Source organism: Pseudomonas saxonica (assembly GCF_007858365.1).
Taxonomy (GTDB): Bacteria; Pseudomonadota; Gammaproteobacteria; order Pseudomonadales; family Pseudomonadaceae; genus Aquipseudomonas; species Aquipseudomonas saxonica.
Genome location: NZ_VFIO01000005.1, coordinates 252,474 through 273,991, shown reverse-complemented (window position 1 = coordinate 273,991; position 21,518 = coordinate 252,474). Strand labels below are relative to the sequence as shown.

Below are 21,518 nucleotides of genomic sequence, written 5' to 3'. Positions count from 1 at the left end.
CTTAGTCCTTGCCCTTAATCAACGATTCAACCTCAGCTAAACGCTCATGAGTGCCTACATCCACCCAATGCCCCTGCATACGCTCGCCTGTCACGCGCCCGGCCGCCATGGCATTGCGCAGTAACGGTGCCAGTTTGAAGGCACCCGCCTCGGCACCTTCGAACAACGCCGGGCTCAGTACGGCAATACCGCTGTAGGTCAGGGTGTCACTACCCGGCTGGGCATCGAGCACTTGTGTACCCGCAAGGCAGAAGTCGCCCGTGGGGTGGTGCGCCGGGTTGTCGACCAGCACCAGATGCGCCAGCCCCGTCAAAGGCGTGCGCAGACCGGCGAAGCTGTAGTCGGTCCAGATGTCACCGTTGACCACTGCAAAAGGTTTATCGCCCAACAGTGGCAATGCTTTAAAAATACCGCCGCCGGTTTCGAGCGGTTCTCCTTCGGCCGAGTACCGAATGCTGACGCCAAAGCGCGAACCATCGCCCAGGTGGTCTTCTATTTGCTGGCCCAGCCAAGCGTGATTGATCACGATCTCGGTAAAACCCGCCGCCGCGAGTGCTTGCAGGTGGTACTCGATCAATGGCACGCCGCCCACGCGCACCAGTGGCTTAGGTGTGTGCAGGGTTAAAGGACGCAAGCGTTCGCCCTTGCCCGCGGCCAAAATCATCGCTTTCATTGCACGGCCTCAGGCGACGCTGGCAGGCTGGCGAACAACTCAGCCAGCTCGGCCAATTCCGGGCGGCGCGCTACAACGGCTTCTATATAAGAGAAGAAGCGCGGCACATCGGCCAGATAACGCGGTTTGCCGTCGCGGTGGCAGATGCGGGCAAAGATACCGATCACTTTCAAATGCCGCTGCACGCCCATCAGATCGCTGTCACGCCAGAACGCGTCAAAGTCGTCGCCCACGGGAATACCCAGTGGCGCTGCCAGTTGCCAGTAATCTTTGAGCCAGGTGTGCACACGCTCCTCTGGCCAGCTGAGAAAGGCATCCTTGAACAGGCAAGTGATGTCATACGTTACCGGGCCATACACCGCGTCCTGAAAATCCAGTACGCCGGGGTTAGGAATACTGAGCATCAGATTGCGCGGCATAAAGTCGCGGTGCACCAAAACTTGGGGCTGCGCCAGCGCACTGTCGATCAACAGCGTGCTAACCCGCTGCCAGAGAGCCTGTTGCCGCTCATTGAGCTCAATGCCCAAGTGGCGACGCACATACCATTCGGGGAAGAGCTCAAGCTCTCGGCGCAGCAAGGCCTCGTCATAGCAAGGCAACGGCGCATCCATCGGCAACTGCTGGAAGGCCAGCAACGCCTCAATGGCGTCCTTGAACAAACCTTCAGCGTTGTCGCTGTTGATCACGTCCAAAAAGGTTTTATTGCCCAGATCGTTAAGCAACAGGAACCCGCGTTCCAGGTCTTGAGCATAAATTTTCGGGACATTTATCTCGCTGATTCGTAATAAATCGGCAATGTCGACGAAAGGTTTGCAGTTTTCCTGGGGGGGCGGCGCATCCATCACAATAAAACTGCGGCCCTCGCCCTCCCAGCGAAAATAGCGCCTAAAACTCGCGTCACTGCTGGCGGCAGTCAACGTGGCCGGGGGTACAGCGCCCCAACCCTGCGTCGAAAACAAGGTTGCCAACTGCTCATCGAGCCAAACTTTCAGGTGTTGCAAGCGTACATCTTGGTCAGGCATTACAAGGGTCTCCGACGGCGCTAGCCGTCAAGCGGGTCATGCTTTATTATCCAGAATCTTTTCCAGACCATCGATAGGCGTGCGGTCCCCCACCGCGGGCTGATGGCACGCAGGAAGCCCGGACTAATAAGATGGCATTGAAATCCCCCGCGTTTCGTAAAAAATTTCCGTTGCTGGTAACCGGCAGTTTGCTGGCCATGCAACCCCTAGCCATGCCGTTCGCTGTTGCCGAGGAGCAGTATGACTGTTCCGTGTCGGCTTCGGGAGGCTGGGATTGCACGCCGAAAACGACGGCTGCGCAATTACCGCCCCGTCCAGCGCACAGCACTGCTGTGGCCGATGCTACAGGCGAGGTGAGCGAGCAAGAAGCTCCTGTCCCGCTGGTAACGTCAGCCAAGGGCCGTGGCCTGCAGGCACGCAGTGCCGACTACAGCCACCTTGACTGGGTGCCTCGCGACAAGCTCACGCCTGCACAGCTGGCCGAAACCGGGCCTTATTGCTCGGGTTCGTATGTCGAGCCTATTCGTCCGGGCATGAATGACACCACCAGCAAAAGCGACTCGCCGACGTTTGTGGGCGCCAAAGCCTCCCGCTATGAGCAGGAATCGCAGGTTGCAACCCTGGCCGGTGACGTTGTGATGCGTCAGGGCAGCATGCAGGTCGAGGCCGATGAAGCCAGCCTGTATCAGGCAGAAAGCCGCGGCGAACTCAATGGCAACGTCCGTCTACGTGACAACGGTGCACTGATCGTCGGCGATCACGCTGACGTTCAGCTGGACACCGGCGCTGCCAAGGTCGACAACGCCGAGTACATCTTGCACAAGTCGCGCATCCGCGGCAGTGCGCTGTATGCCAAGCGTGCTGAAGACGCCATCATCCGTCTCAAGGACGGTACGTACACCACGTGCGAGCCGAACAGCAATGCCTGGCAGCTCAAAGGCAACAACATCACGTTGAACCCGGCCACCGGTTTCGGTACGGCCACTAACGTGACGTTACGGGTTAAAGACATTCCGGTCTTCTACACCCCGTATATCTATTTCCCGATCGACGATCGCCGCCAGTCCGGTTTCCTGCCGCCGTCTTTCAGCAGCAGCACCGACACCGGCTTTACGCTCGTGACCCCGTACTACTTCAACCTGGCGCCAAACTACGATGCCACGTTGTACCCGCGTTACATGACCAAGCGCGGTCTGTTGATGGAAGGCGAGTTCCGCTACCTGACAGAGTCCAGTGAAGGTCAGTTTGGCGCCGCGTACTTGAACGACGACGAAACCGAACGTAAGGATCAGTCGGATTACACCGACAAGCGCTACATGCTCAACTGGCAGCACAAGGGTGGCCTGGATTCGCGTGTATTGACGGAAGTCGACTACACCAAGGTCAGCGACCCGTACTACTTCCAGGATTTGCAAACCGATCAGATTGGCGTTGAAAACCGCGACTACCTGAACCAGCAAGCGGCCGTCAGCTACCGTGGCGACTCTTACACAGCCAGGCTGAACGTGCACGCCTACCAGTTGTCGACCGTGACCCAGATCACGCCGTACAACCAGATGCCGCAGCTCACCTTCAATGGTGCCCTGCCGTATCACCCGGGTGGCGTGAACTTCAACTACAACACTGAGCTGGTGCGGTTCGAGCGCGATCTGGAAAATGGTGATTACACCAACGAAGATGGCACTGTAGCCCCACGTCTCGATAACAACGTCAGGGGTCTGGCACGCGCCAACGGCACCCGTCTGAATCTGGCACCGTCCATGAGCTTGCCGATGACGGCTAGCTACGGCTATGTGACGCCGACCCTCAAGTACATGTACACCCAGTACGACCTTGACTTGGATAGCAAGGGCAAGAGCACGCTGGCTGCTGGCGACAAATTCGACAGCTCGGTCAACCGTAGCGTCCCTATCGCCAGCGTCGACAGCGGCCTGTACTTTGACCGCAACACCAACTGGTTCGGCACCAACTATCGCCAGACGCTGGAACCGCGTGCGTTCTACCTGTATGTCCCTGAGCGCAATCAGGAAGACATCCCGGTTTTCGACACCAGCGAAAGCACGTTCAGCTACTCCTCGCTGTGGCGCGATAACCGCTTCTCCGGCAGTGACCGTGTAGGCGATGAAAACAAACTGTCGCTGGGCTTGACCAGTCGCTGGATCGAAGACAACGGCTTTGAACGCCAGCGTATCAGCATCGGCCAGGCGTACTACTTCAAGGACCGCAAGGTTCAGTTGCCGGGTATCAGTGCAGATCGCTCGGACTCGACCTCCAGTGTTTCGCCATACGCGCTTGAGTATGCCTACCGCTTTAACCGCGACTGGCGTGCAACTGCCGATTACAACTGGGACCCGGAAACTCACAGCCCGCGTTCTGGCAGCGCGATGATGCACTACCAGCCTGAAGACAATCCGAACAAGATCGTCAACCTCGGCTATCGCTATCGCAACGACCAGGTTCGCTATGACCAGTACACCGGCAAGTGGACCGTGGGCGGTGGCGACTACGGCACCAAAGGCGAGCCGGGTTACATCAAGGATTACTACAAAATCCAGCAGCACGACTTCTCGGTTATCTGGCCGATCGTGCCGCAATGGAGCGCTATCAGCCGCTGGCAGTACGATTACAACCGCAACCGTACCCTGGAAGCCTTTGGTGGATTCGAGTACGACAACTGCTGCTGGAAACTGCGTCTGATCAGCCGTTATTGGGTCTCCAACGACGAGTACACCCAAGAAGCCCCTCAAAACGAGAAGGGCGATCATGGTCTCTTCCTCCAAGTTGTGCTGAAAGGTCTCGGTGGCGTAGTCGGCACCAAAGTAGAGAGCTTCCTCGACAAAGGCATCCAAGGTTATCGTGAACGTGAAGATCAAGCTTTCTGAGTGTCTGCGCCCGCTATTGCTGGGCGCGTTGTTCCTGGGTACTGCGGCTCACGCCGCGGTACAGCCCCTTGACAAGGTCGTGGCCATCGTCGACAACGACGTGATCATGCAGAGCCAACTCGACCAACGGGTCAAGGAAGTTCAGCAAACCATTGCTAAGCGTGGTCAGGATGTCCCTCCTGCCAGTGTTCTGGATCAGCAGGTACTTGAGCGTCTGATCGTCGAAAACCTGCAATTGCAGATCGGCGAACGCTCTGGCATCCGCATCACGGACGAAGAGCTGAATCAGGCCATCGGTACCATTGCCCAGCGCAACAACATGACCGTTGACCAGTTCCGTCAGGCACTGGCCCACGATGGTCTGTCGTATGAAGACGCGCGTGAGCAGGTGCGCCGCGAAATGATCATCAGCCGTGTGCGCCAGCGCCGAGTGGCTGAGCGCATCCAGGTGACCGATCAGGAAGTGAAGAACTTCCTCAAGTCGCCAATGGGTGCCATGCAGCAGTCCGACGAGTACCGTCTGGCTAACATTCTGATTCCAACGCCTGATCGCGCGAGCTCGGAAGATATTCAGGCAGCAGGCAAAAAGGCCGTCGATATCTACAACCAGCTCCAGCAAGGCGCGGACTTCGCCAAACTGGCCATCGCTTACTCCAGCAGCGACAACGCGCTGGAAGGCGGCGACATGGGCTGGCGTAAAGCAGCTCAATTGCCACCGCCGTTCGATGAAGAACTGAGCCGGATGAACGCAGGCGATGTAACCAAGCCTGTCCGTATCCCGACGGGTTTCATCATCCTCAAAGTGAACGAAAAACGCGGCGGTAACACGGTTGTGACGGACGAAGTTCATGTTCGCCACATTCTGGTCAAACCGAGCGAAATTCGCACCGAAGACGACACCAAGAAGCTGATCGACAAAATCTACGACCGCGTCAAATCGGGTGAAGATTTCGCGACTCTGGCCAAAACTTACTCGGAAGACCCAGGCTCAGCCCTCAACGGCGGCGACCTGGACTGGATCAACCCGCAATCGCTGGTTCCAGAGTTCCGCGAAGTCATGGCAAACACTCCGCAAGGCGTGCTGTCCAAGCCATTCCAGACTCAATACGGCTGGCATGTACTGGAAGTACTGGGTCGTCGCGCAGTCGACAACACCGCCAAAGCCAGCGAGCAGCAAGCCATGAACACCTTGCGTAACCGCAAGTACGATGAAGAGCTGCAAAACTGGCTGCGTCAGATCCGTGACGAAGCCTATGTAGAGATCAAGTTGCCAGGCGCCGACTCGCAAGAGAGCGCTAACCAGGCAGCTCAGTGAAAACACAGCGTTTTGCACTGACACCCGGAGAACCGGCAGGCATAGGTCCCGACCTGTGCCTGCTACTCGCCTCGCAACGCCAGCCGCACCCCCTGATTGCCATCACCAGCCGCGACCTGCTCCTTGAGCGGGCTGCGCAACTGGGTGTGTCGGTCAGTCTGCTGGCGGTTACGCCCGCTGACTGGCCTGATGAGCCTGCACCGGCCGGTAGCCTGTATGTATGGGATACCCCACTTCACGCCCCGGTCATCGCAGGCACGCTGGACAAGGCCAATGCAGCCTTTGTATTGCAAACCTTGACCCGTGCTGCACGTGGCTGTGTCGAAGGCGATTTCGCAGGCATGATCACCGCGCCTGTCCATAAAGGCGTGATCAATGAAGCCGGGATTCCGTTCTCCGGCCACACTGAATTTCTTGCAGACCTGACTCAGACCGAGCAAGTCGTGATGATGCTCGCCACGCGCGGACTGCGCGTGGCGTTGGTCACCACTCACCTGCCCCTGCGTCAGGTCAGCGATGCTATAACCCCCGAACGCCTGATGCGGGTCACCCGCATTCTGCACGCGGATCTACAACAAAAATTCGGTATTGCCCAGCCGCGTATTCTGGTCTGCGGGCTCAACCCCCACGCCGGTGAAGGCGGCCATTTGGGCCATGAAGAAATCGACATCATTGAACCTACACTTGAGCGCCTGCGCAGCGAGGGCATGGATTTGCATGGCCCGCTGCCTGCCGACACTCTGTTTACCCCAAAATATCTGGAACACTGCGATGCAGTGCTGGCGATGTACCACGACCAAGGCCTGCCCGTGTTGAAATACAAAGGCTTTGGTGCCGCCGTTAACATCACGCTGGGCTTGCCGATCATCCGCACGTCTGTCGACCACGGCACAGCCCTGGATCTGGCGGGCAGCGGCAAAATCGATACCGGCAGCCTGCAAGTCGCGCTGGAAACCGCCTACCAGATGTCCGAGACCCGTTTATGACTGAGCAATTCCAACACAAAGCGCGCAAACGCTTTGGTCAAAACTTCCTGCACGATGCAGGCGTAATTGACCGCATTTTGCGTTCCATCAACGCCAAAGCGGGTGATCGCCTGCTGGAAATCGGCCCGGGCCAGGGCGCCTTGACCAAAGGTATTCTGAACAGCGGCGGCCAACTGGATGTTGTTGAACTCGACAAAGACCTGATTCCAATCCTCAACCAGCAGTTCGCGGGCATGAGCAACTTCACGCTGCATCAAGGCGATGCCCTGAAGTTTGACTTCAAAAGCCTCAACGCCGCGCCCCGCACGCTGCGCGTAGTCGGCAACCTGCCCTACAACATCTCCACGCCGCTGATTTTTCATCTGCTGAAAAATGCCGATCTGATTCGCGACATGCACTTCATGCTGCAAAAAGAAGTGGTTGAGCGCATGGCAGCAGGCCCTGGCGGTGGAGACTGGGGCCGCCTGTCGATCATGGTTCAGTACCACTGTCGCGTCGAACACCTGTTCAACGTTGGCCCGGGTGCGTTCAATCCGCCGCCAAAAGTCGACTCGGCGATTGTCCGTCTAGTGCCGCACGAAACCCTGCCTCATCCAGCCAAAGATCATCGCCTGCTGGAACGCGTCGTTCGCGAAGCCTTCAACCAGCGTCGCAAAACCCTGCGCAACACGCTCAAGGCCCTGCTCAGCAACGATGAAATCGAAGCCGCTGGCGTCGATGGCAGCAAGCGTCCAGAGCAACTCGACTTGGCCGCCTTCGTGCGCCTGGCCGACAAACTCTGCGAACAACCCGTCCCAGCGCCCGCTGCCGACTGATCGCCGAGCACCCTAGCGGTACCAGCCTAAGGTCTGTTCCCGTTTCATTGCAGCAGCGACGCGCATTGCAATGAAACGGGAACAGACCCTAGACTCAGGCATCAGTTAAATCCCGAACTGTGTCTTCGCTTTCAAGTAAGGCCTCTCGCATGTCCGATCCCCGCTATCAGATCGACGTCAGCGTCGTCACGCGTTACCTGTCAGAACAGTCCCAGCCAGACCAACAGCGCTTCGCCTTTGCCTATACCGTCACGGTGCAGAACAATGGCTCGCTTCCCGCACAATTGCTTTCCCGCCACTGGGTAATTACAGACGGCGACGGTCATGTGGAAGAAGTCCGCGGTGCTGGTGTTATCGGTCAACAACCTCTGATCGCCGCAGGTCAGCAGCATGTCTATAGCAGCGGCTCGGTCATCGGCACTCGTGTCGGCAATATGCAAGGCAGCTTTCTCATGCGCGCCGAAGACGGAGAGCAGTTCAAGGCGCTTATTGCGCCTTTCCGCCTTGCGATGCCCGGAGCCCTGCACTGATGGCGGTCTATGCTGTTGGCGACCTGCAAGGCTGCCTGCAACCGCTCAAATGCCTATTGGCGCGCGTAGCGTTTGACCCTGCCAAAGACACACTCTGGCTGGTGGGTGATCTGGTCAATCGTGGCCCGCAATCACTGGAAACCCTGCGTTTCCTGTATCAAATGCGCGAATCGCTCGTGTGTGTGCTGGGCAATCATGACCTGCATCTTCTGGCCGTGAGACACAATGTCGAACGCCTGAAAAAAGGCGACACCCTGCGCGAAATCCTGCAGGCACCCGACTGCGACCCACTGCTGGACTGGCTGCGCCAGCAACCCTTGCTGCATTACGATGTGGCACGTAATACCGCTCTGGTGCATGCCGGAATTCCGCCGCAGTGGTCGTTGAAAAAAGCCCTCAAATACGCCAACGAAGTCGAACAAGCGCTGCGCGACGATAACCTGTTGGGGCCATTTCTAGACGGCATGTACGGAAACGAGCCGGCAAAATGGGACAACGACCTCAGCGGGGTCACACGCCTGCGAGTTATTACCAACTATTTCACACGCATGCGTTTTTGCACCCGCGATGGCAAACTCGACCTTAAAAGCAAAGAAGGTGTCGGCACTGCACCGCCTGGCTATGCACCGTGGTTCAGTTACAAAGAACGTAAAACTCAAGACCTCAAAATCATTTTCGGGCATTGGGCTGCACTGGAAGGCAACTGCAAGGAGCCCGGGATTTTCGCACTCGATACCGGTTGTGTCTGGGGTGGCTCCATGACCCTGCTCAACGTCGACACTGGCCAGAAACTGAGCTGCGATTGCGATGACCTCGGCCTTGCTAATACGTTGCCCACCCCACCCTCTCTCCCCTTGGGCGCCGGCTAAGCCCGCCCGCTGTCAGGCTACAGGAACTCTACATGAACGAATTCAAACGCATCCCGCCTCAAGAAGCCCAAGCCCTGCGCGAGAAAGGTGCTGTTGTGGTGGATATCCGTGACCCACAGGCTTTCGCCGCCGGGCATATCAGTGGTGCCAAACACCTCGACAACCACTCCCTGCATGATTTCATTGCCAAAGCCGATCTGGACCAGCCACTGATCGTTGCCTGCTATCACGGTAATTCCAGCCAAAGTGCTGCGGCGTACCTGATCAGTCAGGGCTTTAGCGATGTCTATAGCCTCGATGGCGGATTCGAACTATGGCGTGCAACTTATCCACAAGAAACGGCCCAGGATTCAGCCGAGTAAAATTTTTATTAACGCCAAGCCCGCGTGATCAGTGGGCTTGCGCCATGCCTGACCAACGGTCAAGCCCAACAAATCACGCATCTCTCCTTGACCTCTCCAATTACCAACTATCCTTTACCTCAGGCCATCCAAATCTGGGGAGAGCCGGTACACCGGTGAGTGGATTATCAGTAGTAATTTCAACGGGTTAGACCCATTGATGGTGTCCTGGGGGGTACACAGCAACTGCAATGTTGCTGCATGCCAGCACTCGAGCTGACCGATCAATCGCCGACTCCACGTATCGAGCGAGGTGACGTCATGAGTATTTTTAGCCACTTCCAACAACGCTTTGAATCCACACGCCAGGAAGAGCTCACGCTCCAGGAATACCTTGAGCTGTGCAAAAACGATAAAAGCGCTTACGCCTCAGCCGCTGAAAGGCTGCTGCTGGCCATCGGTGAACCGGAACTGCTGGACACTTCGACCAACTCTCGCTTGTCGCGAATCTTCTCCAACAAAGTGATTCGCCGTTATCCGGCCTTTGAAGACTTCCACGGGATGGAAGAATGCATTGACCAGATTGTTTCTTATTTCCGCCATGCTGCGCAGGGCCTGGAAGAGAAGAAACAAATTCTCTATCTGCTGGGCCCGGTGGGCGGCGGTAAATCATCACTGGCCGAGAAACTGAAACAACTGATCGAGAAAGTGCCCTTCTATGCGATCAAAGGCTCACCCGTCTTCGAATCGCCACTGGGCTTGTTCAATGCCACTGAAGACGGCGCCATTCTCGAAGAAGACTTCGGTATTCCAAAACGCTACCTGAGCACCATCATGTCTCCGTGGGCGACCAAACGGCTGGCAGAGTTTGGCGGCGATATCAGCCAATTCCGCGTGGTCAAACTCTACCCCTCGATTCTTAACCAGATCGGCGTCGCCAAAACCGAACCCGGTGACGAAAACAACCAGGACATTTCAGCCCTGGTCGGTAAGGTTGATATTCGCAAGCTCGAAGAATTCCCGCAGAACGACGCCGATGCCTATAGCTACTCGGGTGCTCTGTGCCGGGCCAACCAAGGCCTGATGGAATTCGTGGAGATGTTCAAGGCGCCGATCAAAGTTTTGCACCCGCTGCTGACCGCGACCCAAGAGGGTAACTACAACAGTACCGAAGGCTTGGGCGCGATTCCGTTTACCGGCATCCTGCTCGCCCACTCCAACGAATCGGAGTGGCACACCTTCCGCAACAACAAGAACAACGAAGCGTTTATCGACCGGATCTACATCGTCAAAGTGCCGTATTGCCTGCGCGTCAGCGATGAAATCAAAATCTACGACAAACTGTTGTTCAACAGCTCGCTGGCCAAAGCCCATTGCGCGCCCGACACCCTGAAGATGCTTGCGCAGTTCACGGTCCTGTCACGCCTCAAGGAGCCGGAAAACTCCAACATCTACTCCAAGATGCGGGTTTACGATGGCGAAAACCTCAAAGACACCGACCCGAAAGCCAAATCGATTCAGGAATACCGGGACAGTGCGGGCGTCGACGAAGGCATGAACGGCCTTTCAACCCGTTTCGCCTTCAAAATCCTGTCCAAAGTGTTCAACTTCGACCCTCACGAAATTGCAGCCAACCCGGTGCACCTGCTTTACGTGCTGGAACAACAGATCGAGCAAGAACAATTCCAGCCTGAAACCCGCGAACGTTACTTGCGCTTCCTGAAGGAATACCTGGCCCCGCGTTATATCGAGTTTATCGGCAAGGAAATCCAGACTGCTTACCTGGAGTCGTACAGCGAGTACGGGCAGAACATCTTCGACCGCTATGTGCTGTACGCAGACTTCTGGATTCAGGATCAGGAATACCGCGACCCGGAAACCGGAGAAATCCTCAACCGCGTAGCCCTCAACGAGGAGCTCGAAAAAATCGAAAAACCGGCTGGCATCAGCAACCCGAAAGATTTCCGCAACGAAATCGTCAACTTCGTGCTGCGTGCTCGCGCCAACAACAACGGCAAAAATCCGACCTGGCTCAGCTACGAAAAACTGCGGGTGGTCATCGAGAAGAAAATGTTCTCCAACACCGAAGACCTGCTGCCGGTTATCAGCTTCAATGCCAAAGCGAGCAAAGAGGATCAGCAAAAGCACAACGACTTCGTGACCCGAATGGTCGAACGGGGTTACACCGACAAACAAGTACGACTGCTCTCCGAGTGGTACCTGCGGGTCAGGAAATCGCAATAAAAGCAGCAGCAAGCTCCTAGCTTCAAGCTGCAAGAGAACAGCGCAAACCCGGGTACCCGGAAACCGCTTCTACTTGCAGCTTGCAGCTCACCCCTTGAAGCTGCCCGGAGGGCCCCATGAGCTATGTAATAGACCGACGCCTGAATGGCAAGAACAAGAGCACGGTAAACCGTCAGCGCTTTCTGCGGCGCTACCGTGACCATATTAAAAAGGCCGTTGAAGAGGCCGTAGGTCGCCGGTCCATTACCGACATGGAACATGGCGAACAAATCAGCATTCCAGGGCGGGATATTGACGAGCCCGTGCTTCATCACGGCCGCGGCGGCAAACAAACCGTGGTACACCCCGGCAACAAGGAATTTACCAGCGGCGAACACATCCAGCGCCCACAAGGCGGCGCCGGCGGGGGCGGTGGACCTGGTAAAGCGGGTAATTCCGGCGAGGGCATGGATGAGTTTGTGTTTCAGATCACCCAGGAAGAATTCCTGGAATTCATGTTTGAGGATCTGGAACTGCCGAACCTGGTCAAACGCCACCTCACCGGCACAGACACCTTCAAAACCGTGCGCGCGGGCATCAGCAACGAAGGCAACCCGTCACGCATCAACATCATTCGCACTCTGCGTTCAGCCCACGCGCGCCGCATTGCCTTGTCCGGGAGTAGCCGGGCCAAACTCAAGGAAGCCAAAGCCGAACTGGAGAGACTCAAACGCGATGAGCCCGACAATTTTGGCGATATAAAAGATATCGAGAGCGAGATCGAGAAGCTCAGCGCACGCATCCATCGCGTTCCGTTTCTAGACACCTTTGACCTCAAGTACAACCTGCTGGTCAAACAACCCAACCCCAGCTCAAAAGCAGTCATGTTTTGCCTGATGGACGTTTCAGGCTCCATGACTCAGGCCACCAAAGACATCGCCAAACGCTTTTTCATCCTGCTGTACCTGTTCTTGAAGCGCAATTACGACAAGATTGATGTCGTGTTCATTCGCCATCACACCAGCGCCCGTGAAGTCGATGAAGAAGAGTTTTTCTACTCAAGGGAGACCGGCGGCACCATTGTTTCCAGCGCCCTGAAACTGATGCAGGAAATCATGGCCGAACGCTACCCCACCAATGAATGGAACATTTACGCCGCCCAGGCTTCGGACGGTGATAACTGGAACGACGACTCACCCATTTGCCGTGACATTCTGATCAATCAAATCATGCCGTTCGTGCAGTACTACACTTATGTAGAAATAACCCCACGCGAACATCAGGCTCTCTGGTACGAATACGAACGCATCAGCGATGCGTTTTCCGACACCTTCGCACAACAGCAACTGGTCTCGGCCGGCGATATTTATCCGGTCTTCCGTGAACTCTTCCAGCGCAGGTTAGTGACATGACCGCCAAAGAGAATAAACGCCAGCCCCTGTCCACCGGCTCAGAGTGGACCTTTGAACTGATCCAGGCCTATGACCGGGAAATCGGTCGCCTGGCCGAGCGCTATGCGCTCGATACCTACCCCAACCAGATCGAGGTCATCACTGCAGAACAAATGATGGATGCCTACGCCTCTGTGGGCATGCCTCTGGGCTATCACCATTGGTCCTACGGCAAACATTTCTTGAGTACCGAGAAATCCTACAGCCGTGGCCAAATGGGACTGGCTTACGAGATCGTCATCAACTCCGATCCATGCATTGCCTACCTGATGGAAGAAAACACCATCTGCATGCAGGCACTGGTAGTGGCCCATGCATGCTATGGGCATAACAGCTTCTTCAAGGGCAATTACCTGTTCCGAACCTGGACAGATGCCAGTTCGATCATCGATTACCTGGTATTCGCCAAGCAGTACATCATGCAATGCGAAGAGCGCCACGGCATTGATGCGGTCGAAGACCTGCTCGACTCGTGCCATGCGCTCATGAACTACGGGGTCGACCGCTACAAGCGCCCCTATCCGATTTCAGCTGAAGAGGAGCGTCGCCGGCAGAAGGATCGTGAAGAGCACCTGCAAAAGCAAATCAACGATCTGTGGCGAACTATCCCCAAAAGCGCTGACAAGTTCAGCGAAAAGGACAACATGCGTTTTCCTGAAGAACCCCAGGAAAACATTCTGTATTTTATTGAGAAACACGCCCCGCTGCTGGAACCGTGGCAGCGCGAAGTCGTGCGCATCGTGCGCAAAATTGCCCAGTATTTCTATCCACAGCGACAAACCCAAGTCATGAACGAGGGCTGGGCCACGTTCTGGCACTACACCTTAATGAACGACCTCTATAACGAAGGCCTGGTGACAGAAGGCTTCATGATGGAGTTCCTGATTTCCCACACCAGCGTAGTCTTTCAACCGGGCTTTGACAGCCCGTATTACAGCGGCATAAACCCCTATGCGCTGGGGTTTGCCATGTATTGCGACATTCGCCGCATTTGCGAAAACCCCACCGAAGAGGACCGCCGCTGGTTCCCCGACATGGCGGGTAGCGACTGGCTGTCGAGCATCAAATTCGCCATGAGCAGCTTTAAGGATGAAAGCTTTATCCTGCAATACCTGTCACCCAAGGTGATCCGCGACCTGAAATTGTTCAGCATCATGGATGACGATCAAAAGGACGACCTTCTGGTGCCGGCCATTCACGATGAGAACGGCTACCGGATTATTCGTGAAACATTGGCCGCCCAGTACAACCTGGGCAATCGGGAACCCAATATACAAATCTGGAGCATTGACCGGCGCGGAGACCGTTCATTGACCTTGCGTCATCAACAACATGATCGCAAACCCTTGGGCGAATCGACCGACGAAGTCCTCAAACACCTGCACCGCCTGTGGGGTTTTGATATTCATCTCGAAACGGTACAAGGCGATCAAGTCATGAAAGTCCACCATGTGCCCCCTAAAGGAGACGCAGGCATCGGAGATTATGGCCGTCTGGATATGAGCGCTATTCACCTGTAACACACGGAGCCTCCGTTAACGGCGTACAGGGGCTATCCTGTGCCGCTAACGGAGGTTTTTTATGCAGATTTATAAAGTTGGCGGCGCAGTACGTGATCGCTTGCTGGGCAAACCCGTAACAGACATTGACCGGGTCGTCGTAGGCGCAACCGCCGAGCAGATGCTGGCCCAAGGGTATCGCCCTGTAGGCACTGACTTCCCGGTGTTCCTTCACCCTAAAACAGGTGAAGAATACGCACTGGCGCGTACTGAAAGAAAAAGCGGGCGCGGCTATGGTGGATTTGTTTTCCACGCCAGTCCCGACGTTACGCTGGAGCAAGACCTGATACGTCGAGACCTGACCATCAACGCAATGGCCGAGGACGACGCGGGCAATGTCATTGATCCTTATCACGGCCTGCGCGATCTTGAAGATCGAGTTTTACGCCATGTTTCTCCGGCATTTGCCGAGGATCCCTTGCGAGTGCTGCGGGTGGCCCGTTTTGCGGCCCGCTATGCCGGTCTTGGCTTCAGCATCGCACCTGAAACCCTGGAACTGATGCGCCAACTGTCGCGCTCAGGCGAACTGCAAGAACTGACCCCAGAGCGCTGCTGGAAAGAAATCTCCCGAGCCTTGATGGAAGATCAACCTCAGGTATTTATTGAAGTGTTGCGTCGCTGTGAGGCGCTCGAAGTGTTGTTGCCTGAGGTCAATGCACTCTTTGGCGTGCCACAACCACCGGCACATCACCCCGAAATCGACAGCGGCCTTCATACCCTCAGCGTGCTTGAGCAGGCGGCCTTGCACCGTCAACCCCTCACTGTGCGATGGGCTTGCCTGCTGCACGATCTGGGCAAAGGATTGACACCCGAGGACCAATGGCCCCGGCATATTGCCCACGAACACAAAGGGTTACGGCTGATCACTGCAGTCAATGAGCGCTACAAAGTGCCGCGTGACTGTCAGGAGCTGGCGCTATTGGTGGGCGAATACCACACCCATGGTCATCGCGCTCTGGAACTCAAAGCGTCAACACTGCTGGAACTGCTTCAACGTTTTGATGTGTACCGTCGACCACAGCGCTTTGAAGAGTTTATTGTGGCGTGCGAAATGGACGCCAAAGGACGTCTGGGGATGGAAAACCGGCCTTATCTGCAGGCTGATTACCTGCGCGGTGCGGCACGGGCCGCTCAGGCTGTGGCGGTTCAGCCGCTGCTGGAGCAAGGATTCAAAGGCCCACAGCTGGGCGAAGCGCTCAAACATGAACGGCTAAAAGCACTGCAAACCTACAAAGAGACCGCAAAAGCTCAGGCGGGAGAGCCCCACTCCTCGTAATCGCTGATAAAAGCTGCGATCAAGCGCCAAACGGTCGCTAAATAGGGCACCACCTCGTGTCGCTTCTGCGAGCCCTGGTCGTCGATCGCAGCCTTCGTACTTCGTACTTCGTCAGCGGCTACGCTTCGTCGACAGCATCGAGCCTGGCGTCAACTGCTCGCCCCGCCATTCAAAAGCGGCTGGCGCAAGTACTTGGTCTATCTGGGCCTCTGCCCAAATCTGGGCCAGGGGCTTACCCTCAACCGGATGAATCTTTTCGGGTGCGATCAATGCCAGTGGCCACAGTACAAAAGCGTTAGTCAGTATCTCTGCCCGGGGCAAGGTCAACCCATCAAAATTACCGACCAGATTGCCGTAAAAAAGCACGTCGATATCCAGCGGCAAACCTTTGCGATCCTGGGCATAACGCCCATTATCTGCCTCGATCAGCTTCAAACGTCGACTAAGCTCAAACAATGGCAAATCAGTTTTGGCCGCCACCACCAAATTGAAAAAAGGCCCGCTTTTGATACCCACAGGCTGACTTTCGAACACCGGCGAACAGCGCATGTCCTGCAAAAAACCAGCAAGTGCATCAAGCCCTGCGCATAGATTTTTTTCACGCTCGACATTGCTGCCCAGGCCAAGGTAAACCTGAGTTAGCGACATCCGCGCTCAATCTCCACACCCACACCTGAAGCCGCTGCAACTGCACCCGGCTTGGTCAACTTAAGGCGCAACCACGGAATATTGAACTCGCTCATCAATACCTCAGCCAAACGCTCGGCAAAGGTTTCAACCAACTGAAATTGCGCCTCTTCAGCAAACACCTGAACACGCGTGGAAACACTGGCGTAATCCAGGGCAAGCGTCAGGTCATCACCCGCTGCAGCGGGGCGGTTATCCCACGCAAAACTCAGATCAAGCCGCAGGCATTGGCGGATGCCACGCTCCCAGTCATAAGCACCAATCACGGTGTCAACTTCCAGGCCTTCGATAAACACTCTGTCCAAGCACTCTTCTCCGCAGCACGACAAGGGCGCAATGCGCCGTTAGAATCAGGGCATCCTCGCCCGGAATAGTTAGCATGTTTTGGTTACTGGCGATCCTCGCCTACCTGCTTGGCTCTCTGTCCTTCGCCATTTTGCTCAGCCGCCTGACGGGCAGTCCCGACCCGCGAATGAGCGGCTCAGGCAATGCCGGCGCGACCAACATGTTGCGTCTGGCTGGCAAAAAACTCGCCATCCTGACCTTGCTGGGCGACCTGTGCAAAGGCCTGCTCCCCGTCCTGTTGGCCAGCCAGCTCGGGCTTTCAATGCAGCAACAAGCCTGGATCGGTACCTGCGCCGTGGTGGGCCACATGTACCCGCTGTACTTCCGCTTTCGTGGAGGCAAGGGGGTCGCCACTGCCGCCGGCATGTTGCTGGGGCTTTACCCGCCAGCGGCATTAATGGCGGTCACCGCATGGCTACTGACCTTCCAGCTGACCCGCACCAGTTCACTGGCGGCACTGATTGCCACCCCGCTGACCCTGCCCTTGTTCGCCTGGCTAGCACCCACAGCCCTGCTACCCATGAGCGCGTTGACGGCACTGATCGTGTGGCGACATCGCAGTAATTTACGCGACCTTATGGCTGGGCGCGAACGGCATTTCTGAATCAGACAAATGAAAAATACCCAGCTTCATCTGCCAACCCTGACTCACAAAGGCTTCAACTGCTCCATCGGCCAGCGCGCCTGTACGCTGATCGCCAGACTTTCGTGCTGTCCCGCCTGCAAGCGCTGACAACCGGCAAACGCAATCATGGCACCGTTATCCGTGCAGAACTCCGGGCGAGCGTAGTAAACATGCCCATTCATGCCACCGAGCATTTTTTCGAGTGATTCGCGCAACGCCTTGTTTGCACTCACTCCGCCCGCAATCACCAGACGCTGCATGCCAGCTTGCTTCAATGCGCGCTTGCACTTGATGGTCAGCGTCTCGACCACCGCTTGCTGGAAAGCCAGGGCGATGTCACAGCGAGCCTGATCAAGATCATCGCCCGCCGCGACACAGCGCTGCCACGTATTCAAGGCGAAGGTTTTAAGACCGCTGAAGCTGAATGCCAGCCCTGGACGATCTGTCATTGGCTTGGGGAACACAAATCGCCCCGCAACACCCTGAGACGCCAGACGCGCGATCTCTGGCCCGCCCGGATAGTTGAGCCCCATCATCTTGGCTGTTTTGTCGAACGCCTCCCCGGCAGCATCATCGAGGGTTTCACCGAGCAACTCATATCGGCCGATACCGTCAACACGCACCAACTGGGTATGACCACCTGATACCAACAAAGCGACGAACGGAAACTCCGGCGGCAGCTCTTCCAGCATCGGAGCCAGCAAGTGGCCTTCCATGTGGTGTACGCCAAGGGCCGGAATACCCCAGGCAAAAGCCAGCGCCTGAGCGCAAGAGGCCCCAACCAGAAGGGCCCCGACCAATCCAGGGCCTGCTGTGTAAGCGATGGCGTCAATCTCTGTAGGCACACAATCGGCCTCAGCAAGAACCTGACGAATCAAAGGCAGCATGCGACGCACATGATCGCGTGAGGCAAGCTCGGGAACGACACCGCCATAAGCGCGGTGCAGATCAATCTGACTGAACAGTGCATCGGCCAAAAGCCCGCGTTCACTGTCGTAGAGCGCGACGCCGGTTTCGTCGCAGGAAGTTTCTAATCCCAGTACTAGCATGGGTTTACGCCTTGTAGAGGCTAAATTCGAAGGCGCGCATAATAGTCGCCACTCCCGCCCCCGGCTAGCGGTTTTCGATCAGAGGCTTTGCATTCCGGGCGATGAGGGGTTAACATCCGCAACCCTTAAAAACCGACGTCTTCCAACGCGATTTTGCCTTGAGACGTTGACCCCGGTAATGAATGAAGGTAGCTCTGGATGCCAGCCGTCAAAGTAAAAGAGAACGAACCCTTCGACGTAGCTCTGCGTCGTTTCAAGCGCTCCTGCGAAAAAGCCGGTGTTCTGGCTGAAGTTCGCAGCCGCGAATTTTACGAGAAGCCGACTTCTGAGCGTAAGCGTAAAGCAGCAGCTGCTGTTAAGCGTCACGCGAAGAAAGTTCAGCGCGAGCAGCGCCGCGCCGTTCGTCTGTACTAATACACAGACGTTCGTTGCATGCTTCTGCCAAGCCCGGCCTAAAGCCGGGCCGTAGGCAGTTGCAGCAAGTTACACGCAACACTGTCAAGGCCGCAGATGCGACCGCGACAAAACGCTTTTTCACGTCAGACCTGGCCTAATAGCCAGCGGTGCACGTCTTTACTGACGAGCCTTCCAAGGCTACCGACGAGCACACCCCTCTGATTCTCCTCAAAGACGATCAGCCCAAGGCACTCCTCACGTGCCTGCTTATTGAGCTATCCGAGGCCAGCCATTGGCCAACAGCGGAACTCAGAGCGCTACACCTACCGAAGCCATTTACACTGATTACTTAATGATCAGCGGTGTTTCGACAGATACACTTCCCCCACATGATTGAGCAGACGTCTTGCAACCCGGCAAAGCCCTTGCCTGCACGCTTTGATGACCACGCCTTTTATGCAGGTTAATGCTGCGCAGTGATGACGAGAACGCCATGGCCGGGCTAATTCCCCAGAGCTTTATTGACGACCTTCTGAACCGTACCGACATCGTCGATGTCGTTAGCTCACGCGTGCAAATGAAGAAAGCCGGCAAAAACTACACCGCCTGCTGCCCCTTCCACAAAGAAAAAACGCCGTCTTTCAGCGTCAGCCCGGACAAACAGTTTTATTACTGCTTTGGCTGCGGCGCTGGCGGTAACGCCCTCGGCTTCATCATGGACCACGACAACCTGGACTTTCCCCAGGCCGTCGAAGAACTGGCCAAAGCCGCGGGCATGGAAATCCCCCGAGAGGAGAGTGGACGCCCGCACAAACCGCGGCAGCCCACTGACTCTCCGCTGTACCCGCTCCTTACTGCTGCGGCTGAGTTTTATCGCCAGGCCTTGAAAAGCCACCCCGCCAGAAAAGCGGCCGTGGACTACCTCAAAGGCCGTGGCCTGACCGGCGAAATAGCCCGCGATTTTGGGCTAGGATTCGCACCGCCAGGCTGGGACAACCTGTACAAACACCTGAGCAGTGACACCCTCCAGCAAAAAGCGATGATTGACGCCGGCCTGCTGGTCGAGAATGCCGAAACCGGCAAGCGCTATGACCGCTTTCGTGATCGCGTGATGTTTCCAATCCGCGACAGCCGCGGGCGCATCATCGCATTCGGCGGCAGGGTGCTAGGCGACGACAAACCCAAATACCTGAACTCCCCTGAAACCCCGGTCTTTCACAAAGGCCAGGAGTTGTACGGGCTGTTCGAAGCGCGCAAGTTTAACCGCAGCCTCGATGAAATCATTGTGGTCGAGGGCTACATGGACGTCATCGCACTCGCCCAGCAAGGCTTGCGCAATGCCGTGGCCACGCTGGGTACCGCCACCAGCGAAGAGCACATGAAGCGCCTGTTTCGGGTCGTGCCCAGCGTACTGTTCTGCTTTGACGGTGATCAGGCGGGTCGCAATGCCGCCTGGCGCGCACTTGAAGCGACATTGCCATGCCTGCAAGACGGCCGACGCGCCCGGTTTCTGTTTCTGCCCGAAGGCGAAGACCCGGACACCCTCGTGCGCTCTGAAGGCACCGATGCATTCAAGGCCCGAATCAACCAGCACGCACAACCCCTGGCCGATTACTTCTTCCAGCAACTGACCGAAGAGGCCGACCCGCGCTCGCTCGAAGGCAAGGCTCATATGGCCACCCTGGCAGCACCGCTGATCGATAAAGTACCCGGCGCCAACCTTCGAACATTGATGCGCCAGCGCCTTAGCGAGATCACCGGCCTGACCAGCGAGACCGTCAGCCAACTGGCACAAAAAGCCCCCGCGCCGTCCCAACCCGCCTATGACCCGGGCATCGATTACGATGCCATGCCGGATTACAGCGACTTCCAGCAACCGGACACGTACCTCCCCCAGCAGGAATGGACACCCAAAAAAACCGGTGCTGCCGGCAAGAAATGGGAAAACAAACCCTGGGACAAAAAAGGCAAACGCGGCGGGGAGCGTGAACAAGCCTGGATTCCTGTCGGGGTTGAACCCCCTACGCTAACGGCCTTACGGACTTTGCTGCACCATCCGCAATTGGCAAAAAAAGTTGAAGATGCGGGGCACTTTGCCGCAGAAGACCAGACAAACAATCAACTACTGATTGCTCTGGTAGAGGCCGTACAGAAAAATCCTAAGCTAAGCTCCATACAGTTGCTGTCCCGCTGGCATGGGACAGAACAAGGCCGATTACTACAAAGGCTGCTGGAAAAGGAATGGCTAATTGATGCCGACAACCTTGAACAACAGTTTTTTGACACCATAACTAGCCTGTCAGCTCGCCAACGCGAGCGAAATCTAGAGCAACTTCTTCGAAAAGCACGTCAAGGCGAGCTCAGTAGCGAGGAGAAGCAACAGTTACTTGACCTTCTGGGTCGTAACAATTGCGCAACAAACCCGACCTCAACTGGCGCGTGAGGTCATAGCTAAGGTATAATCCTCGGCTTGT

Annotated in this window: 19 protein-coding genes; 14 read left to right on the top strand and 5 right to left on the bottom strand. The window is 56.4% G+C overall.

Annotated features, from left to right (window positions below):
• Position 1: 1 nt before the first annotated feature.
• Both murU and FJD38_RS15200 read right to left on the bottom strand, forming a co-directional pair.
• The gene (gene murU, locus FJD38_RS15205; protein WP_146386074.1) at positions 2 to 673 is read right to left on the bottom strand and encodes an N-acetylmuramate alpha-1-phosphate uridylyltransferase MurU; all 672 of its coding nucleotides are present in this window, start codon (positions 671 to 673) and stop codon (positions 2 to 4) included.
• The gene (locus FJD38_RS15200) at positions 670 to 1,695 is read right to left on the bottom strand and encodes an aminoglycoside phosphotransferase family protein (protein ID WP_122784171.1); all 1,026 of its coding nucleotides are present in this window, start codon (positions 1,693 to 1,695) and stop codon (positions 670 to 672) included. Before FJD38_RS15200 ends, murU begins: the two co-directional genes overlap by 4 nt.
• Positions 1,696 to 1,826: 131 nt before the next feature.
• Here FJD38_RS15200 and FJD38_RS15195 point away from each other — a divergent pair, with 131 nt between their 5' ends.
• The 11 genes from FJD38_RS15195 (at position 1,827) to FJD38_RS15145 (ending at position 15,942) form a co-directional block, all read left to right on the top strand.
• Positions 1,827 to 4,577: an LPS-assembly protein LptD gene (locus tag FJD38_RS15195; protein ID WP_146386073.1), complete on the top strand. Its 2,751-nt coding sequence runs from the start codon at positions 1,827 to 1,829 to the stop codon at positions 4,575 to 4,577.
• Positions 4,558 to 5,892 carry a peptidylprolyl isomerase SurA gene (surA, locus tag FJD38_RS15190; protein ID WP_122784169.1) on the top strand — a complete coding sequence of 445 codons (1,335 nt, stop codon included), beginning with the start codon at positions 4,558 to 4,560 and terminating at the stop codon, positions 5,890 to 5,892. Before FJD38_RS15195 ends, surA begins: the two co-directional genes overlap by 20 nt.
• Complete coding sequence (gene pdxA / locus FJD38_RS15185) at positions 5,889 to 6,878, top strand: 4-hydroxythreonine-4-phosphate dehydrogenase PdxA (protein WP_122784168.1); 990 nt, start codon at positions 5,889 to 5,891, stop codon at positions 6,876 to 6,878. The genes surA and pdxA overlap by 4 nt, the downstream gene beginning before the upstream one ends.
• Positions 6,875 to 7,693, top strand: coding sequence for a 16S rRNA (adenine(1518)-N(6)/adenine(1519)-N(6))-dimethyltransferase RsmA (gene rsmA, locus FJD38_RS15180; protein WP_146386071.1), 819 nt, complete (start codon positions 6,875 to 6,877; stop codon positions 7,691 to 7,693). The genes pdxA and rsmA overlap by 4 nt, the downstream gene beginning before the upstream one ends.
• A 149-nt stretch (positions 7,694 to 7,842) precedes the next feature.
• Positions 7,843 to 8,223, top strand: a complete 381-nt coding sequence (gene apaG / locus FJD38_RS15175; protein WP_146386069.1) for a Co2+/Mg2+ efflux protein ApaG — start codon at positions 7,843 to 7,845, stop codon at positions 8,221 to 8,223.
• Positions 8,223 to 9,092, top strand: a complete 870-nt coding sequence (locus FJD38_RS15170; protein ID WP_122784165.1) for a symmetrical bis(5'-nucleosyl)-tetraphosphatase — start codon at positions 8,223 to 8,225, stop codon at positions 9,090 to 9,092. The genes apaG and FJD38_RS15170 overlap by 1 nt, the downstream gene beginning before the upstream one ends.
• Positions 9,093 to 9,124: 32 nt before the next feature.
• Positions 9,125 to 9,454 (top strand): thiosulfate sulfurtransferase GlpE, encoded by a 330-nt coding sequence (gene glpE, locus FJD38_RS15165; protein WP_146386067.1) that lies wholly within the window; start codon positions 9,125 to 9,127, stop codon positions 9,452 to 9,454.
• Positions 9,455 to 9,754: 300 nt separating this feature from the next.
• Positions 9,755 to 11,677: a PrkA family serine protein kinase gene (locus tag FJD38_RS15160; protein ID WP_122784204.1), complete on the top strand. Its 1,923-nt coding sequence runs from the start codon at positions 9,755 to 9,757 to the stop codon at positions 11,675 to 11,677.
• 116 nt (positions 11,678 to 11,793) lie between these two features.
• Positions 11,794 to 13,068 carry a YeaH/YhbH family protein gene (locus FJD38_RS15155; RefSeq protein ID WP_146386065.1) on the top strand — a complete coding sequence of 425 codons (1,275 nt, stop codon included), beginning with the start codon at positions 11,794 to 11,796 and terminating at the stop codon, positions 13,066 to 13,068.
• Positions 13,065 to 14,627, top strand: a complete 1,563-nt coding sequence (locus tag FJD38_RS15150; RefSeq protein ID WP_122784162.1) for a SpoVR family protein — start codon at positions 13,065 to 13,067, stop codon at positions 14,625 to 14,627. Before FJD38_RS15155 ends, FJD38_RS15150 begins: the two co-directional genes overlap by 4 nt.
• A gap of 61 nt (positions 14,628 to 14,688) precedes the next feature.
• Entirely contained in the window at positions 14,689 to 15,942 is a 1,254-nt protein-coding gene (locus FJD38_RS15145; protein WP_146386063.1) for a multifunctional CCA addition/repair protein, read from the top strand.
• 111 nt (positions 15,943 to 16,053) lie between these two features.
• On the opposite strand, the gene folK is transcribed toward FJD38_RS15145, so the two are convergent.
• Both folK and folB read right to left on the bottom strand, forming a co-directional pair.
• Positions 16,054 to 16,590: a 2-amino-4-hydroxy-6-hydroxymethyldihydropteridine diphosphokinase gene (gene folK / locus FJD38_RS15140; protein ID WP_146386061.1), complete on the bottom strand. Its 537-nt coding sequence runs from the start codon at positions 16,588 to 16,590 to the stop codon at positions 16,054 to 16,056.
• On the bottom strand, positions 16,581 to 16,934 hold the full coding sequence (folB, locus tag FJD38_RS15135; RefSeq protein WP_146386059.1) for a dihydroneopterin aldolase: 354 nt from the start codon (positions 16,932 to 16,934) through the stop codon (positions 16,581 to 16,583). Before folB ends, folK begins: the two co-directional genes overlap by 10 nt.
• 74 nt (positions 16,935 to 17,008) lie before the next feature.
• On the opposite strand from folB, the gene plsY reads away from it, so the two are divergent.
• A complete protein-coding gene (gene plsY / locus FJD38_RS15130; protein WP_146386057.1) occupies positions 17,009 to 17,578 on the top strand; it encodes a glycerol-3-phosphate 1-O-acyltransferase PlsY in 570 nt (189 codons plus the stop codon).
• A gap of 44 nt (positions 17,579 to 17,622) precedes the next feature.
• Here plsY and tsaD read toward each other — a convergent pair whose 3' ends face one another.
• Positions 17,623 to 18,648 (bottom strand): tRNA (adenosine(37)-N6)-threonylcarbamoyltransferase complex transferase subunit TsaD, encoded by a 1,026-nt coding sequence (gene tsaD / locus FJD38_RS15125; protein ID WP_122784157.1) that lies wholly within the window; start codon positions 18,646 to 18,648, stop codon positions 17,623 to 17,625.
• A gap of 198 nt (positions 18,649 to 18,846) precedes the next feature.
• On the opposite strand from tsaD, the gene rpsU reads away from it, so the two are divergent.
• Positions 18,847 to 19,062 carry a 30S ribosomal protein S21 gene (gene rpsU / locus FJD38_RS15120; RefSeq protein WP_002551877.1) on the top strand — a complete coding sequence of 72 codons (216 nt, stop codon included), beginning with the start codon at positions 18,847 to 18,849 and terminating at the stop codon, positions 19,060 to 19,062.
• A gap of 475 nt (positions 19,063 to 19,537) precedes the next feature.
• Positions 19,538 to 21,487 (top strand): DNA primase, encoded by a 1,950-nt coding sequence (gene dnaG, locus FJD38_RS15115; RefSeq protein WP_146386055.1) that lies wholly within the window; start codon positions 19,538 to 19,540, stop codon positions 21,485 to 21,487.
• The last annotated feature ends 31 nt before the right edge of the window (positions 21,488 to 21,518 follow it).

What these genes read in the sequence shown, in the direction of transcription:
- murU (WP_146386074.1), bottom strand. Translation starts at nt 673, where the DNA reads ATGAAAGCGATGATTTTGGCCGCGGGCAAGGGCGAACGCTTGCGTCCT.
- FJD38_RS15200 (WP_122784171.1), bottom strand. Translation starts at nt 1,695, where the DNA reads ATGCCTGACCAAGATGTACGCTTGCAACACCTGAAAGTTTGGCTCGAT.
- FJD38_RS15195 (WP_146386073.1), top strand. Translation starts at nt 1,827, where the DNA reads ATGGCATTGAAATCCCCCGCGTTTCGTAAAAAATTTCCGTTGCTGGTA.
- rsmA (WP_146386071.1), top strand. Translation starts at nt 6,875, where the DNA reads ATGACTGAGCAATTCCAACACAAAGCGCGCAAACGCTTTGGTCAAAAC.
- apaG (WP_146386069.1), top strand. Translation starts at nt 7,843, where the DNA reads ATGTCCGATCCCCGCTATCAGATCGACGTCAGCGTCGTCACGCGTTAC.
- FJD38_RS15170 (WP_122784165.1), top strand. Translation starts at nt 8,223, where the DNA reads ATGGCGGTCTATGCTGTTGGCGACCTGCAAGGCTGCCTGCAACCGCTC.
- glpE (WP_146386067.1), top strand. Translation starts at nt 9,125, where the DNA reads ATGAACGAATTCAAACGCATCCCGCCTCAAGAAGCCCAAGCCCTGCGC.
- FJD38_RS15160 (WP_122784204.1), top strand. Translation starts at nt 9,755, where the DNA reads ATGAGTATTTTTAGCCACTTCCAACAACGCTTTGAATCCACACGCCAG.
- FJD38_RS15155 (WP_146386065.1), top strand. Translation starts at nt 11,794, where the DNA reads ATGAGCTATGTAATAGACCGACGCCTGAATGGCAAGAACAAGAGCACG.
- FJD38_RS15150 (WP_122784162.1), top strand. Translation starts at nt 13,065, where the DNA reads ATGACCGCCAAAGAGAATAAACGCCAGCCCCTGTCCACCGGCTCAGAG.
- FJD38_RS15145 (WP_146386063.1), top strand. Translation starts at nt 14,689, where the DNA reads ATGCAGATTTATAAAGTTGGCGGCGCAGTACGTGATCGCTTGCTGGGC.
- folK (WP_146386061.1), bottom strand. Translation starts at nt 16,590, where the DNA reads ATGTCGCTAACTCAGGTTTACCTTGGCCTGGGCAGCAATGTCGAGCGT.
- plsY (WP_146386057.1), top strand. Translation starts at nt 17,009, where the DNA reads ATGTTTTGGTTACTGGCGATCCTCGCCTACCTGCTTGGCTCTCTGTCC.
- tsaD (WP_122784157.1), bottom strand. Translation starts at nt 18,648, where the DNA reads ATGCTAGTACTGGGATTAGAAACTTCCTGCGACGAAACCGGCGTCGCG.
- rpsU (WP_002551877.1), top strand. Translation starts at nt 18,847, where the DNA reads ATGCCAGCCGTCAAAGTAAAAGAGAACGAACCCTTCGACGTAGCTCTG.
- dnaG (WP_146386055.1), top strand. Translation starts at nt 19,538, where the DNA reads ATGGCCGGGCTAATTCCCCAGAGCTTTATTGACGACCTTCTGAACCGT.